This window comes from Pseudomonas sp. yb_5, assembly GCF_043103865.1.
Taxonomy (GTDB): domain Bacteria; phylum Pseudomonadota; class Gammaproteobacteria; order Pseudomonadales; family Pseudomonadaceae; genus Aquipseudomonas; species Aquipseudomonas putida_Y.
On the sequence record NZ_JBICKE010000013.1, the window covers coordinates 1 to 14,430 of the forward strand.

At 62.6% G+C, this 14,430-nt stretch carries 13 protein-coding genes; 7 read left to right on the forward strand and 6 right to left on the reverse strand.

Translation table 11 applies throughout. The features are described from left to right. Positions 1-35: 35 nt before the first annotated feature. A complete protein-coding gene (locus tag ACF8GF_RS01605) occupies positions 36-1,271 on the reverse strand; it encodes a sodium:proton antiporter (RefSeq protein WP_176683079.1) in 1,236 nt (411 codons plus the stop codon). Positions 1,272-1,553: 282 nt separating this feature from the next. Here ACF8GF_RS01605 and ACF8GF_RS01610 point away from each other — a divergent pair, with 282 nt between their 5' ends. Further along, positions 1,554-2,387: an EamA family transporter gene (locus tag ACF8GF_RS01610; RefSeq protein ID WP_176683080.1), complete on the forward strand. Its 834-nt coding sequence runs from the start codon at positions 1,554-1,556 to the stop codon at positions 2,385-2,387. 28 nt (positions 2,388-2,415) lie between these two features. Further along, positions 2,416-2,802 (forward strand): MAPEG family protein, encoded by a 387-nt coding sequence (locus ACF8GF_RS01615; RefSeq protein WP_176683081.1) that lies wholly within the window; start codon positions 2,416-2,418, stop codon positions 2,800-2,802. A gap of 111 nt (positions 2,803-2,913) precedes the next feature. Here the strand turns inward: ACF8GF_RS01615 and ACF8GF_RS01620 are convergent, their stop codons facing one another. Next, the gene (locus tag ACF8GF_RS01620; RefSeq protein ID WP_176683082.1) at positions 2,914-4,065 is read right to left on the reverse strand and encodes a murein transglycosylase A; all 1,152 of its coding nucleotides are present in this window, start codon (positions 4,063-4,065) and stop codon (positions 2,914-2,916) included. Positions 4,066-4,184: 119 nt separating this feature from the next. On the opposite strand from ACF8GF_RS01620, the gene ACF8GF_RS01625 reads away from it, so the two are divergent. Continuing rightward, complete coding sequence (locus ACF8GF_RS01625; RefSeq protein WP_209969626.1) at positions 4,185-4,643, forward strand: cytochrome c; 459 nt, start codon at positions 4,185-4,187, stop codon at positions 4,641-4,643. Positions 4,644-4,831: 188 nt separating this feature from the next. Here the strand turns inward: ACF8GF_RS01625 and ACF8GF_RS01630 are convergent, their stop codons facing one another. The 4 genes from ACF8GF_RS01630 to ACF8GF_RS01645 all read right to left on the reverse strand — a co-directional run bounded on the left by ACF8GF_RS01630 (position 4,832) and on the right by ACF8GF_RS01645 (position 9,487). Continuing rightward, entirely contained in the window at positions 4,832-5,224 is a 393-nt protein-coding gene (locus tag ACF8GF_RS01630; RefSeq protein WP_084850245.1) for a DUF1090 domain-containing protein, read from the reverse strand. 132 nt (positions 5,225-5,356) lie between these two features. Further along, a complete protein-coding gene (gene ligB, locus ACF8GF_RS01635) occupies positions 5,357-7,057 on the reverse strand; it encodes an NAD-dependent DNA ligase LigB (RefSeq protein ID WP_392461423.1) in 1,701 nt (566 codons plus the stop codon). A gap of 228 nt (positions 7,058-7,285) precedes the next feature. Further along, positions 7,286-8,476, reverse strand: coding sequence for a methionine adenosyltransferase (gene metK, locus ACF8GF_RS01640; protein ID WP_003249375.1), 1,191 nt, complete (start codon positions 8,474-8,476; stop codon positions 7,286-7,288). An 18-nt stretch (positions 8,477-8,494) separates the two neighbouring features. Next, the gene (locus tag ACF8GF_RS01645; protein ID WP_392487978.1) at positions 8,495-9,487 is read right to left on the reverse strand and encodes an ArsR/SmtB family transcription factor; all 993 of its coding nucleotides are present in this window, start codon (positions 9,485-9,487) and stop codon (positions 8,495-8,497) included. A 251-nt stretch (positions 9,488-9,738) separates the two neighbouring features. On the opposite strand from ACF8GF_RS01645, the gene tkt reads away from it, so the two are divergent. From tkt to ACF8GF_RS01665, 4 genes are all read left to right on the forward strand, one after another. Next, positions 9,739-11,736, forward strand: a complete 1,998-nt coding sequence (tkt, locus tag ACF8GF_RS01650; protein WP_392487977.1) for a transketolase — start codon at positions 9,739-9,741, stop codon at positions 11,734-11,736. Between the two features lie 152 nt (positions 11,737-11,888). Then, the gene (gene epd / locus ACF8GF_RS01655; protein ID WP_012274524.1) at positions 11,889-12,950 is read left to right on the forward strand and encodes an erythrose-4-phosphate dehydrogenase; all 1,062 of its coding nucleotides are present in this window, start codon (positions 11,889-11,891) and stop codon (positions 12,948-12,950) included. Positions 12,951-12,962: 12 nt separating this feature from the next. Continuing rightward, complete coding sequence (locus ACF8GF_RS01660) at positions 12,963-14,126, forward strand: phosphoglycerate kinase (protein ID WP_176683087.1); 1,164 nt, start codon at positions 12,963-12,965, stop codon at positions 14,124-14,126. After that, entirely contained in the window at positions 14,126-14,377 is a 252-nt protein-coding gene (locus tag ACF8GF_RS01665; protein WP_176683088.1) for a hypothetical protein, read from the forward strand. Before ACF8GF_RS01660 ends, ACF8GF_RS01665 begins: the two co-directional genes overlap by 1 nt. Positions 14,378-14,430: the final 53 nt, after the last annotated feature.

Here is a 14,430-nt window from a genome sequence, read left to right on the forward strand (position 1 = left end):
ACCCGCGAATGGGCCGCAAAGCGGCCCCGGCATTCTCAAGGCTGGGCGCTGACCTTGCGTACCACCCGCCCAATGCTCAACCCCTGCACCAGAATCGACGACAACACCACGATGTAGGTGATCGACAGCAGCAGGTCCCGTTCCTCGCCCAGCGGTAGCGACAGCGCAAGTGCCACCGACACGCCACCGCGCAGGCCCCCCCAGGTCAGCACCCGCACCGTGCCTTTGGGCACCGGACGCCAGCGCCGCAGCAGCACGATCGCCGGAGCCACGGTCAGCAGGCGCGACAGCAGCACTGCCAGTGCCAGTACGCCGCCAGCCGCCAGGTGCATCCAGTTGAACGGCAGCAGCAACAGCTCCAGACCGATCAATGCGAACAGCAGGGCATTGAGCATGTCGTCGATCAGTTCCCAGAAACCGTCCATGTAACGGCGGGTCATGTCATTCATCGCCAGGTTGCGCCCCAGGTTGCCGATGATCAGGCCGGCCACCACCATGGCGATCGGCGCCGATACATGCAGCTCGTAGCACATTGCCGAACCACCGATCACCAGCGCCAGGGTCAGCATGACTTCCACCTGATACTGCTCGACGCTCTTGATCATGCGGTAGGTGGCATAGCCGATCAGGCCACCGAACACCGCACCGCCAATGGCCTCGCGGGCGAACAGGATCGCCGTGTCGGTCATGCTCGGTGTTTCACCCAGCCGGATGATGCCCAGCAGCACGGTGAATACCACGACTGCCGTACCGTCGTTGAACAGTGACTCGCCGACGATGGTGGTTTTAAGCGGTTTGGGCGCATTGGCAGTACGCAGCGCGCCAAGTACGGCAATCGGGTCGGTCGGTGAGATCAGTGCACCGAACAGCAGGCAGTAGATCAGTGGCACCTGCCAGCCGAACAGGGCAAACACCCAATGCGCCAGGTAGCCGATGACCACGGTGGCGATCAGCACGCCCAAGGTGGCCAGCAGGCCAATCGGCCAGCGGTAGCTGCGCAGGTCGCTGAGGTTGACGTGCAGGGCGCCGGCAAACAGCAGGAACGCCAGCATCCAGTGCATGAGCAGGTCGTTGAAGTCGATCTGGTTCATCAGCCCTTCGACGCGTTCTTCCAGGCCAGGGAAGCCGATAACGCTCAGGCCTTGCAATATCAGGGAAAACAGCAGCGCCGTAACCATCACGCCGATAGCGGGGGGCAGGCCGATGAAGCGGTAATTGACATAGGTAAGAAGGGTGGTGAGGCAAATAAACGCGGCAACGAGTTCAAGCATCCTGAATCCTGTGACAGTGGCTTCCAAGTCTCAACCCGAATGGCTCGGGCAGTTCTTTGATGACCTGGCTCGGGGTTCGGGGCACAGGGTTTGACCGAATTAGTCCAAATCGTTCCCGTGACAGTCTGCACTGGTTACCCTGTGGGAGCGGGCGTGCCCGCGAACACCGGCAAAGCCGGTGCCATACACCGAGTTGCATTCTTCGCGGGCATGCCCGCTCCCACAAAGCCCCCCTGAACGCTATATATTCACAGCCATGAAAAGCCATAAGGATAAGAAGGCGTGTTGGCAACATCTCTGGTGCTGGTTGCCGCCCTGCTGCATGCAACCTGGAATACCTTGATCAAATTCAGTGGCGAGCGCTTGCTGGTAATTGCCAGCATGGACACGGTAGCGCTGGCCTTCGCGGTGCTGGCGGTGCCCTTTGTCGATGTTCCGCCTGCTGAAATCTGGCCCTGGTTGGTAGCCTCGGCACTGGCTGAGCAGTTGTACCGCTATCTGCTGATCCAGGCCTACCGCGTGGGCGACCTGGGGCTGGTCTATCCTCTGATGCGCGGGCTGTCACCGCTGGTGGTGCTGGGGCTGACCCTGGCCTTTGCCGGGGAATCGCTGAGCCAGCAGCAGATCATCGGTATCCTGTTGATCCCCTGTGGCATGGCCTGCCTGTTGTGGCAGGGCGGCGGCGGTGACCGGCTGCCATGGTCGATGCTGCCGGTGGTTGCCTTGATTGGCCTGTGCATTGGTTGCTACACCTGGTTCGACGGCCAGGCCGTGCGCCTGTGGGGCAAACCGTGGGATTACCTGGTCTGGCTGACCCTGCTCAGCGCCTGGCAATTCCCGTTGTTGGCGAGCGTCGCGCGGCGGGCGCCATTCGTACTGTTCTGGCGAACCCAATGGCGCCTTGGGTTGGCGGTAGGGTTCTGCGTATTGTTCAGCTATGCCCTGGTGCTGTGGGCCATGCACCTGGGGTCAGTGGCCGAGGCGGCGGCTCTGCGGGAGTTGAGCGTGATCCTGGTGGTGGTGCTGGGTATGCGCTACCTCAAAGAACCTTTTGGCGGGCCGAGACTCCTAGCTTGCGGGCTGGTGTTGGCCGGCATGCTGGTAATGAAGCTTTGACCTGAAGACTGAACAAGGAGTCCTGTCCATGACTGTTGCCCTGTGGTGCATCCTGATTGCGCTGCTGTTGAACCCGCTTTGTGCCTTGATCGCCAAGGCGAGCAGTGGCCGCTTCGGCCTCAAGGACAATCACGATCCGCGAGCCTTCCTCGATACCTTGTCGGGCCTGCCACGGCGTGCCCATGCTGCGCAGCAGAATGGCTACGAAGCGTTTCCGGCATTTGCTGCGGCGGTGCTTGTGGCGGATATCGTGGGCAATGCAGAGCAGGTGACCCAGGATGTGCTGGGGGTGATGTATATCACCAGCCGCTTGCTTTACATCATCTGCTACCTGGCCGACTGGGCTGCCTTGCGGTCGCTGATGTGGTTTGCCGGCTTGGCGTTGATCGTGTCGTTCTTCGTGGTTTCCATCTGAAACCGAGTGGCCTTCTTCGCGGGCTTGCCCGCTCCCACAGGTACACCACAGTATTCAAGGGCTGTGGTGTACCTGTGGGAGCGGGCAAGCCCGCGAAGAATCCACCGCCGATCAAGGTACCTTAGGTACCTCAGGTAGCGGCTGGCCTTTAGGCCAGAGCATCCAGATCTGCCCCTGCTGCTTCATGTTCCCCGCCAGCTCGCCGGCTTCCGGCCCGGTGCCCCAGAACAGGTCGGCACGCACTTCACCCGCAATCGCCCCACCAGTGTCCTGCGCACCCACCGGGCGCACCACTGGCGAGCCGTCCGGGCGCGTAGTGGAAAGCCACAACAGGCTGCCCAGCGGAATTACCTTGCGGTCGATGGCCACGCTGTAGCCGGCGGTAAGCGGTACGTTCAGCGAGCCGCGCGGGCCTTCGTTGCTGTCCGGGCGGGTGCTGAAGAATACGTAGCTGGGGTTGCTCGCCAGCAGTTCTGGTACGCGCTGCGGGTTGGCCTGGGCCCAGGCATGAATGGCACCCATGCTCACGTCTTCTTTTTTCAGCTGGCCCTGTTCCACCAGCCAGCGGCCGATCGGCCGGTAAGGGTGGCCGTTCTGGTCGGCATAGCCCAGGCGCAGTTGACGGCCATCTTCCAGTTGTACCCGGCCAGAACCCTGGATCTGCAGGAATTGCAGGTCCATCGGGTCGGTCAGCCAGGCCAGCACCGGTGCCTTGACGCCGTTACGGTTGATGACTTCGGCCGTGTCGTATGGCTTGAGCACCCGCCCCTCCAGACGGCCGCGCAGGCGTTTGCCCTTGAGTTCGGGGTACACGCTGGCCAGGTCGACCACGATCATGTCATCAGGGATGCCGTAGACTGCCACATGGTTGGTTGCCGATTGGCTCAGGCTGCCTGGGTAGACTGGTTCGTAGTAGCCGGTAATCAGGCCATTGGCGTTGTTCTCTGCAGAGCGCAGGCCGTACACCTGCAGGTTCTGCTCAAGGAAGGTACGCACTTGGGCGGCGCTGGCTGTGGCACTGCCGGCCGCTTCGCAGGTGGCGGCCCACACCGGATCGCGCTTGAGTTTTTCGCAGCCATTGCGCCATGCATAAAAGCCTGCCAGCAGGTCTTCATCGCTGACGGCCGGCAAGTCTTTCCAAGTGGCCGGGGCATAGGTGGCGACAGCGTGGGGCTCGGGCTTGGCGCTCTCGCCGCCGTTGCAGCCGGCCAGCAAAGCCAGCACCGGCAGTGTCCAGGCCAGGTGACGCAGGGCAGATTTCATGTGTGCATTCCTGTCAGAAGCGAACATGAAGGTTCGCCCCTGCCTTTTATGTGGCTATTGGTGTTTGGCCTGGGGGCAGCGATACTGGCCGCCCATTTGCGTAGGCCGAAGTGAGCGTGATGTTTAAGCGATTGACCGTTGTTCTGCTGGCAGTACTTACCCTGGGAGGGGCTCTGACGGGGTGTGACCGGGTAGACCCGAACTCGCCGCTGGGGAAACGCAAGGTGATCTTCAAGGACATGCTCAAGACCAGCGAAGACCTGGGTGGCATGCTGCGTGGCCGGTTGCCGTTCGACGGGGTGAAGTTTGCCGACGGTGCATTGAAGCTGGACAGCCTGTCGCATCAGCCGTGGCAGCATTTTCCACAGGTGCGCGATGGTGGTGACAGCGCCGCCCGCGCCGAGGTGTGGGAGCGCCAGGCGCGGTTTCATGACCTGGCCCGGCAACTGGAAGGTGTCACTGGTGAACTGGTTGATGTCAGTCGCAGCCAGCCGCTGGATGCTGCGCAACTGAAAGCACCGATGGACAAGGTCGAGGCTGCGTGCAAGGCCTGTCATAGCGAATTTCGTAATCATTGAATGGCTGTGCTGTTTGCGCAAACCGTCGAGGCGTGTACAAATTCCTGTGGGAGCGGCCTTGTGTCGCGATAGGGCCGCGCAGCGGCCCCAGGATTTCAGCAGAAATGCATGCATAGCCGGGGCCGCTGTGCGGCCCTGTCGCGACACAAGGCCGCTCCCACAAAGACCAGGCTTGCCGGCCAGATGCCTTAGCGGTCGAGATCGTCGACCGCTTCCTGCAGCTCTTTGCGCGACTCGGCCAGCTTGTCCTTGCGCTTGTTGATCTTCTCGGCGTCGCCTTTCTTCTCGGCCTTCTTCAAGTCCTTTTCCCGCTGCGCCACTTCATGGCGTGCGTCGAGCACCTTCTGCTCACGCTCTTTGCGCAGGCTGGCGTCGGTGCAGTTGTCCACACCGCGCAGGGCTTCTTCCAGCCCTGCAACCTGATCGCTGTTGCCGTGGTCACGGGCAATTTTCAGCTGGTTTTCGATGGCGCTACGCTTGGCGGCGCAACCGGTCAGGCCCGGGTCCGGCTGGGCAGCTTGCACGCTGCCCGCAGCCAGACCCAGTGTTGCGAGCAGGAAAAGAGTCGAAATACGTTTCATGAAAAGCCTCTTGAACGGGGCGGGGCAGCAAAAGTTGGTGGAAATCCTGCCTTGGTTTTACCCATTTAGAAACCCTTGGTGGGGTTTTCTGCCTGAGTCTCGGGTTTTTCCTACGCATTATTTGGTAAAAAATCATTGCTCAATGTGCTGGGGTGGGGTCGGGAACCCTTCTATGCCGGTTTCTGCCAGCTGTGCGGCAATGGCTTGCACCTCAGCGGCCGCGAAGAAATCCACAAGTTGGCGCGAGCGTTTTGCGCCGATGCCGGGCACGGTTTGCCATTGCCCGGCACTGCGTGAGGCCAGTTCCTGCCAGTCGCCAGTCAGTGGCAAATGCTTGCCAATGGGCGCGCCAAGGGCGCGCAGCCACTGATCGAAGGGGCGTGAGCGTGCTTCGTCGAAACTGCCCAGCAAGTGTGCCGCAGTGAGCCTGCTGATTCCGGGTGCCTGCTGCAGGCGTTCGGCATCGAGCTGCAGCCAGTCGGTCATGGACGTTACCAAGCCAGCTTCGACCAGCCGACGCCATGTGCCGGGCCCGGTGCGCGGCAAGGCCAGGCCCTGTTTGCCGCTAAGCCAGGTGAGGCGGGCAATGAACTGCTCATCGCAGCCCTCGCTGGCCTGCCAGCAGCTGTGGGCATGATGCTGCTCGGGTGCTGGCGCGGTAATCGGTTGGCGCTCTACAGCGCGGTGCACGACGTGATCGAGCCGCGGAATGGTCAGCCCGGCAAGGCTGATAGCCACCTGATCGCCGGGGCGAATATCCAAGGTTTGCCAGCGCGCCAGCGACCCAAGGCTGACCTGGGTAATACGACGGTCATCGAGGGTAACGGGTTGCACATGCAGAACGGGCGTGACCCTGCCAGTGCGGCCGACCCGAAAGCGCACGTCTCGTACTTCGGCCAAGGCTTGTGCATAGGGGTACTTCCAGGCTGCGATCCAGTACGGTGCCTTGGCCTGCCAGCGCTCGGCAGGCGGCCGGCTGCCCTGGCGCAGGATCACACCGTCGGTGGCGAAGGGCAGAGCAGAGCGATACCAGTGCTCGCGCCAGTGTGCCGCATCCTCCAGCGTGTCGATGGCGATGCTGTAAAGCTGGCTGTCCGGAAACCCCAGCCGTGCCAGCTGGGCGAGGCGATCGGCCTGTTGCTCGGGGCCGTGCGGCCAGCCCCACACGAACAGGCCGATAGCGTTGCCTTGTGCGCCAGTCAGTTGCTTGCGTGCAAGCAGCCCTGCCACGGTACCCCGGGCGTTGGCGCTGCCTGCCTTGGCTTGCACATGGTCGTCCAGGCGCAGATACAGCTCACCTTGCAAGTGCAGGTCGACCGCCTCAGGCAACTGCCGAGTGACAGCGCCGAGTTGTGGGATGTGTCGGCTCCAGTCATGGCCGTGTACACCGTCCCCCCGGCTGGTCAGCTGTACCAATCGGCCCTGCTGGTAAGTGAGGGAAACTGCAACACCGTCGACCTTGGGCTGTACCCACACGCCGGTCTTGCCGGCCATCCATCGCGCCACGGCCTGGCGGTCTGCCAGCTTTTCGACGCCGGTATGCGGTACGGGGTGGGGGACCGGGCCGCGAGCGCTGGCGAGGGGAGAGGTGCTGGTGCCAACCGCGAAGCACTGCTGCAGGTGATTCAGGCGCTCGCGGCTCTGATCGTACAGTTCGTCGGCTACCAGGGCTATGCCCTGGCGATGGTAGTGCTCGTCCCATCGGGCAAGCGTGGCGCGCAGTTGTGCAACTTCGGCCTTGGCCTGTTGCAGGTCCCAGTGTGGGCAGGAGGCAGCCCTGGCCAATGGGACGTTCAGCGCAAATAGCAGGGCGAACAACAGCAGGTACGGCATGGCCTGGCATCCTTGCATGGCGGTGAAGCGCTTAGCGTAGGCGGGTAGCGGGGCGGCTGGCGTGTGCAGTTGTCAGGTGATATTTCGCAGGTGCTCGTCTCCAATCCCGAGGTGGGACAAGAAACGAGCGCGGCGCTCTATCTCACAGGCGATGAAAATGCCGTGACAGGCACAAAAAAGCCCCTGCCGATCGCTCGGCAGGGGCTTTCATCTGGTGCTGCAGGAAGCTTACAGGCCGGCAGCGTCGCGCAGCGACTGGGCGCGGTCGGTGCGCTCCCAGGTGAAGGTGGTGAAGGTGTCGTCGCCGACAGTCTTCTGCTGCGGGGTACGGCCGAAGTGGCCGTAGGCAGCGGTTTCCTGATACATCGGGTGCAGCAGGTCGAGCATGGTGGTGATGGCGTACGGACGCAGGTCGAAGCATTCGCGCACCAGCTGGATGATCTTGTCGTCGGAGACCTTGCCGGTACCGAAGGTGTTGATCGAGATGGACGTCGGCTGGGCCACGCCAATGGCGTACGACACCTGGATCTCGCAACGCTCGGCCAGGCCGGCGGCGACGATGTTCTTGGCCACGTAGCGGCCGGCGTAGGCGGCGGAACGGTCAACCTTGGACGGGTCCTTGCCGGAGAACGCGCCACCACCGTGGCGGGCCATGCCGCCGTAGGAGTCGACGATGATCTTGCGGCCCGTCAGGCCGCAGTCACCCACCGGGCCACCGATGATGAAGTTGCCGGTCGGGTTGATGTGGTACTGGGTGCCTTTGTGCAGCAGTTCGGCCGGCAGGGTGTGCTTGACGATCAGCTCCATCACGGCTTCCTGCAGGTCTTTCTGCGAAACCTCCGGGTTGTGCTGGGTCGACAGCACCACGGCGTCGATACCGACCACTTTGCCGTTCTCGTAGCGGCAGGTGACCTGCGACTTGGCATCCGGGCGCAGCCACGGCAGCAGGCCGGACTTGCGCGCCTCGGCCTGGCGTTCTACCAGGCGGTGCGAGAAGCAGATTGGTGCAGGCATCAGGACTTCGGTTTCGTTGCTGGCATAGCCGAACATCAGGCCCTGGTCACCGGCGCCCTGGTCTTCCGGCTTGGAGCGGTCCACGCCTTGGGCGATGTCTACCGACTGTTTGCCAATGATGTTCATCACGGCGCAGGTGGCACCGTCGAAGCCGACGTCAGAGCTGTTGTAGCCGATGTCGATGATGACTTTGCGCACCAGGTCTTCCAGGTCGACCCAGGCCGAAGTGGTGACTTCGCCAGCGATGATGGCGACACCGGTCTTGACCAGGGTTTCGCAGGCTACGCGGGCGTATTTGTCCTGAGCGATGATGGCATCAAGGACTGCGTCCGAAATCTGGTCGGCGATCTTGTCCGGATGCCCTTCGGACACGGACTCGGAGGTGAAAAGGGAGTATTCGCTCATCTCGAAGGTTCCTGAAATTTACCGATGGTGTATGTCGCCAGCCGTCCGCTGAAAATGGCGGACCTGGATCTGGAAACCGTTACGCAAGCCCACGTACAGGCTGTCCGCATGGACCAGCCCGGCAGCGTTGGCCCAGCGCGCCAGGTCGTCCTGTTCGAAGCCCAGCCAGAGGTCGCCGCAGGCTTCGCGCGCCCACCCCTGGTCATGGCTGCACAGTTCGGTGACCAGCAGGCTGCCGCCTGCCTTTACCCGTTTGGCCAGCTGGCGCAAGGCCAGGGCCGGGTCGCTGAAATGGTGCAGCACCATGTTCAGCACAACGCAGTCGGCGGCCACATCCGTTGCACCCAGTGCATCGGCCAACTGCAGGTTCACGTTGTCGAGCCCTTCGCGCTGGCACACCTGACGTGCAAGTTCGAGCATGGTAGGGCTGTTGTCCAGGGCGGTGACCTGGGCAAAGCGCCGGGCCAGGTCGGGCAGGAAGCCACCGTCGCCGGGCCCGACTTCCAGCGCGCTGGCAGCCGGGTCGAAATGCAGTTTGTCGAGCAGCGCCAGCAGGCTTTCGCGGTACTGCGGAAGGCCGGCGATCAGGTCTTGCTGGGCACGGAACTTCTCTTCAACGCGCAGGAAGAAGTCCTGGCTGGTAGCCGCCCGGCGCTGCTGCACCTGGGCGATGCGCGCCTGCACATCGGGCGGCAGGGCCAACTCGTCGACTTCTTCGAGCAGCGCTGCATGCAGCCGGCCACCCAGGCGCAGGCCATCGGGCAGGGCACGGCGGTAGAAGATGGCGTTGCCTTCGCGGCGGGTTGCCACAAGGTCGGCCTGGGCCAGCACCTTAAGGTGGTGGCTCATGCCCGACTGGCCGATGTCGAAGATCTGCGCCAGTTCCATCACGCCGAACGAGTCGTTGGCCAGGGCGCGCAATACGTTCAGGCGCAACGCATCGCCACTGGCTTTGCACAGGGCAGCCAATGTTTCGCGTTGCTCGGGGATCGATTGCGCACGCAGATTCATGGGGCGGCAGTCTAGACAGGCATTGATGCCCTAGCAAGGCCAATATCAAAAAGTTTTGATATTGGCGATGAGCTGCAAGCCGAAAGCTTCAAGCTACACGCTTTGGAGCGCTCCGAGTCGCGCTCTGTTTCTTCACTTGCAGCTTAAAGCTTGCGCTTGGCGCTTAAATGTTTGCCCCAAGCGCCCCCAGTGGGCGAAAATGGCCGCCTTTTTCGTGACACCACCTATTCAAGCCCCCTAGGAGATCAGCGATGCCCAGCCGTCGTGAACGTGCCAACGCCATTCGTGCCCTCAGCATGGATGCCGTGCAAAAGGCCAACAGCGGCCACCCAGGTGCCCCCATGGGCATGGCGGATATCGCCGAAGTGCTTTGGCGCGACTACCTGAAGCACAACCCGAGCAACCCGAGTTTCGCCGACCGTGACCGCTTCGTACTGTCCAACGGCCACGGTTCGATGCTGATCTACTCGCTGCTGCACCTGACCGGCTACGACGTCACCATCGATGACATCAAAGGTTTCCGCCAACTGCACAGCCGCACCCCGGGCCATCCGGAATACGGCTACACCCCAGGCGTCGAGACCACCACCGGTCCGCTCGGCCAAGGTATCGCCAACGCCGTGGGCTTCGCCCTGGCCGAAAAAGTGCTGGCTGCCCAGTTCAACCGTGACGGCCACAATATCGTCGACCACAACACCTATGTGTTCCTCGGCGACGGCTGCATGATGGAAGGCATCTCCCATGAAGTCGCCTCGCTGGCCGGCACCCTGGGCCTGAACAAGCTGATCGCCTTCTACGATGACAATGGCATCTCCATCGACGGCGAAGTGCACGGCTGGTTCACCGACAACACCCCGGCGCGCTTCGAAGCCTACAACTGGCAGGTGATCCGCAACGTCGACGGCCATGACGCCGAAGAAATCAAGATGGCCATCGAGACCGCCCGCAAGAGCGATCGCCCGACCCTGATCTGCTGCAAGACCATCATTGGTTTCGGCTCGCCGAACAAGCAGGGCAAGGAAGATTGCCACGGTGCACCGCTGGGCAACGACGAAATCGCCTTGGCCCGTAAAGAACTGAACTGGAACCACGGCCCGTTCGAAATCCCTGCCGACATTTATGCCGAGTGGGATGCCAAGGCCGCTGGCGCCAAGGCCGAAGCCGAGTGGAACCAGCGCTTCGAGGCCTACGCCAAGGCCTACCCGGAGCTGGCTGCCGAGTTCAAGCGCCGTGACAGCGGCGAGCTGCCGGCCGACTTCAGCGAAAAGGCCCAGGCCTACATCAACGAAGTTGCTGCCAAAGGCGAAACCATCGCCAGCCGCAAGGCCAGCCAGAACACCCTGAACGCCTTTGGCCCGCTGCTGCCGGAGTTCCTCGGTGGTTCGGCGGACCTGGCCGGCTCCAACCTGACCCTGTGGAAAGGTTGCAAGGGCGTCGAAGCCAATGACGCCAGCGGCAACTACGTGTTCTACGGCGTGCGCGAGTTCGGCATGACCGCCATCATGAACGGCGTTGCCCTGCACGGTGGCCTGGTGCCTTACGGCGCGACCTTCCTGATGTTCATGGAATACGCCCGCAACGCCGTGCGCATGTCGGCCCTGATGAAGCAGCGCGTGATCCACGTGTACACCCATGACTCCATCGGTCTGGGCGAAGACGGCCCGACGCACCAGCCGATCGAGCAGCTGACCAGCCTGCGCAGCACGCCAAACCTGGATACTTGGCGCCCAGCCGACGCGGTGGAATCCGCCGTGTCCTGGAAAAACGCCCTGGAGCGCAAGGACGGCCCATCGGCGCTGATCTTCTCGCGTCAGAACCTGCAGCACCAGGACCGCGATGCCCAGCAGATCGCCGACATCAGCCGCGGTGGCTATGTGCTCAAGGACTGCGCCGGCGAGCCCGAACTGATCCTGATCGCCACCGGTTCCGAAGTGGGCCTGGCTGTTCAGGCCTTCGACAAGCTGACCGAGCAAGGCCGCAAGGTGCGCGTGGTTTCCATGCCGTGCACCAGCGTGTTCGATGCCCAGGACGCTGCCTACAAGCAGTCCGTGCTGCCGCTGGAAGTCGGTGCGCGCATCGCCATCGAAGCTGCCCACGCCGACTTCTGGTACAAGTACGTTGGCCTGGAAGGTCGTATCATCGGCATGACCACTTACGGTGAGTCGGCGCCGGCTTCGGCACTGTTCGAAGAGTTTGGCTTCACCCTGGAGAACATCCTCGGTACTGCCGAAGAGCTGCTGGAAGACTGATTTAAAGATCTGCGGGCGGTGTCGCCTTCTATTCGCGGGCAAGCCCGCTCCCACAGAGGTTGCATGAAACCCTGTGGGAGCGGGCTTGCCCGCAAATGCCACACCGCAAACTCCGCAGGCTGACGACAATTGAACTGTCTCGTGAGCCCCGAATGCCCCACCTGCGTCCCTACAAAGTTGCACTCAACGGTTATGGCCGTATCGGCCGCTGTGTCCTGCGCGCGCTGTTCGAGCGGGGGGCAAAGGCCGGCTTCGAGATCGTAGCGCTGAACGATCTGGCCGATCAGGCCAGCCTGGAATACCTGACACGCTTCGACTCCACCCACGGGCGTTTCCCCGGCGAGGTCAAGGTCGACGGCGACTGTCTGCACATCAATGGCGACTGCGTGAAGGTAATGCGCAGTGCCACCCCCGAAGGCATCGACTGGGCTGCGCTGGGCATCGACCTGGTGCTGGAGTGTTCCGGTGCCTATAACACCCGTGCCGATGGCCAGCGTTTCCTCGACGCCGGTGCGCCAAGGGTGCTGTTCTCGCAGCCCATGGCCAGCGAGGCCGACGTTGACGCGACGGTGGTCTACGGCATCAACCAGGCCTGCCTTACCGGCAGCGAGCGCCTGGTGTCCAACGCCTCGTGCACCACCAACTGCGGCGTGCCGCTGCTGCGTGTGCTGGACCAGGCGTTCGGCATCGAATACGTGCAGATCACCACCATCCACTCGGCGATGAACGACCAGCCGGTGATCGATGCCTACCACCACGAAGACCTGCGCCGCACGCGTTCGGCCTTCCAGTCGGTGATCCCCGTGTCCACCGGCCTGGCGCGTGGTATCGAGCGCCTGCTTCCGGAACTTGCCGGGCGAATCCAGGCCAAAGCGGTACGTGTACCGACCGTCAACGTCTCGTGCCTGGACATCACCCTGCAGACCGCCCGCGACACCAGTGCGGCCGAAGTCAACCGAGTGCTGCGCGAGGCCGCGCTGGAAGGCCCGCTCAAAGGCTTGCTGGCCTACACCGAGCTGCCGCACGCCAGCTGTGATTTCAACCATGACCCGCATTCGGCGATCGTCGATGCCAGCCAGACGCGTGTTTCCGGCCCCCGCCTGGTAAACCTGCTGGCCTGGTTCGACAACGAATGGGGTTTTGCCAACCGTATGCTCGACGTTGCCGAACACTTTCTGCACGTCGTTCACCCAACCCGCAACAAACAGCCCTGAAGGACTGCATTCATGACCGTGTTGAAGATGACCGACCTCGACCTGCAAGGTAAGCGCGTACTGATCCGCGAAGACCTCAACGTGCCTGTGAAGGACGGTGTGGTAGCCAGCGACGCACGTATCCTGGCAGCGCTGCCGACCATCAAGCTGGCCCTGGAGAAGGGTGCAGCGGTAATGGTCTGCTCGCACCTGGGCCGCCCGACCGAAGGCGAATTCTCTGCCGAGAACAGCCTCAAGCCGGTCGCCGATTACCTGAGCAAGGCCTTGGGCCGTGACGTGCCGCTGGTTGCCGACTATCTGGACGGTGTCGCGGTACAGGCCGGTGAACTGGTGCTGTTCGAGAATGTGCGCTTCAACAAGGGCGAGAAGAAAAACGCCGACGAGCTGGCGCAGAAGTACGCTGCCCTGTGTGACGTATTCGTCATGGACGCTTTCGGCACTGCACACCGCGCCGAAGGCTCGACCCATGGCGTCGCCAAGTTCGCCAAGGTTGCCGCTGCCGGCCCGCTGCTGGCAGCCGAGCTGGATGCCTTGGGCAAGGCCCTCAAGGCTCCGGCCAAGCCGATGGCGGCCATCGTTGCCGGCTCCAAGGTTTCCACCAAGCTGGACGTGCTGAACAGCCTGAGCAGTGTTTGCGACCAGTTGATCGTTGGTGGCGGTATTGCCAACACCTTCCTGGCCGCTGCTGGCCACCCGGTGGGCAAGTCGCTGTACGAGCCTGACCTGGTCGACACCGCCAAGGCCATTGCCGCCAAGGTCAGCGTGCCGCTGCCAGTCGACGTGGTGGTTGCCAAAGAGTTCGCCGAGAGCGCTGAAGCTACGGTCAAAGCCATTGCCGACGTAGCTGCCGACGACATGATCCTGGACATCGGCCCGCAAACCGCAGCCAACTTCGCCGAGTTGCTGAAGTCGTCGAAAACCATTCTGTGGAACGGCCCGGTTGGTGTGTTCGAATTCGATCAGTTCGGCAACGGCACCAAGGTACTGGCCAAGGCGATCGCCGAGAGCGCTGCGTTCTCCATTGCCGGTGGCGGTGACACCCTGGCAGCCATCGACAAATATGGCGTCAGCAAGGAAATCTCCTACATTTCTACCGGTGGTGGCGCCTTCCTCGAGTTCGTCGAGGGCAAGGTCCTGCCAGCTGTGGCAATCCTGGAAGAGCGGGCCAAGGCCTGATGACGTCGGCGCTTGGCAAAGGGAGTGGCCTGGTGGTCAAGCAATTGTCTGTGATGATGCTGGCCGGTCTGCTGAGCGCTTGCGCGGGCAGCCCGACCTCGGATGCCGACCCGGCGCGATCGCACAAGGGCGGTTGCTACCAGTCCGAATGGCAGGCCGAGACCGTGCCGGTCATCGGCAAGCGCGTGGGCCCGGAAGGCCTGGAAAAGTACGACGAAGACCACCAGCGCAAGGCGCCGGGTTGCCCTTGATCGGGTAATAGGCAACCTGAACGTTGATTTGTGGTCTTGAAGAAGGGGCCGCT

Bases quoted from the DNA above. Each gene is read 5' to 3' on its own strand.
- ACF8GF_RS01605 (WP_176683079.1), bottom strand. From the start codon at position 1,271: ATGCTTGAACTCGTTGCCGCGTTTATTTGCCTCACCACCCTTCTTACC.
- ACF8GF_RS01615 (WP_176683081.1), top strand. From the start codon at position 2,416: ATGACTGTTGCCCTGTGGTGCATCCTGATTGCGCTGCTGTTGAACCCG.
- ACF8GF_RS01620 (WP_176683082.1), bottom strand. From the start codon at position 4,065: ATGAAATCTGCCCTGCGTCACCTGGCCTGGACACTGCCGGTGCTGGCT.
- ACF8GF_RS01625 (WP_209969626.1), top strand. From the start codon at position 4,185: ATGTTTAAGCGATTGACCGTTGTTCTGCTGGCAGTACTTACCCTGGGA.
- ACF8GF_RS01630 (WP_084850245.1), bottom strand. From the start codon at position 5,224: ATGAAACGTATTTCGACTCTTTTCCTGCTCGCAACACTGGGTCTGGCT.
- ligB (WP_392461423.1), bottom strand. From the start codon at position 7,057: ATGCCGTACCTGCTGTTGTTCGCCCTGCTATTTGCGCTGAACGTCCCA.
- metK (WP_003249375.1), bottom strand. From the start codon at position 8,476: ATGAGCGAATACTCCCTTTTCACCTCCGAGTCCGTGTCCGAAGGGCAT.
- ACF8GF_RS01645 (WP_392487978.1), bottom strand. From the start codon at position 9,487: ATGAATCTGCGTGCGCAATCGATCCCCGAGCAACGCGAAACATTGGCT.
- tkt (WP_392487977.1), top strand. From the start codon at position 9,739: ATGCCCAGCCGTCGTGAACGTGCCAACGCCATTCGTGCCCTCAGCATG.
- epd (WP_012274524.1), top strand. From the start codon at position 11,889: ATGCCCCACCTGCGTCCCTACAAAGTTGCACTCAACGGTTATGGCCGT.
- ACF8GF_RS01660 (WP_176683087.1), top strand. From the start codon at position 12,963: ATGACCGTGTTGAAGATGACCGACCTCGACCTGCAAGGTAAGCGCGTA.
- ACF8GF_RS01665 (WP_176683088.1), top strand. From the start codon at position 14,126: ATGACGTCGGCGCTTGGCAAAGGGAGTGGCCTGGTGGTCAAGCAATTG.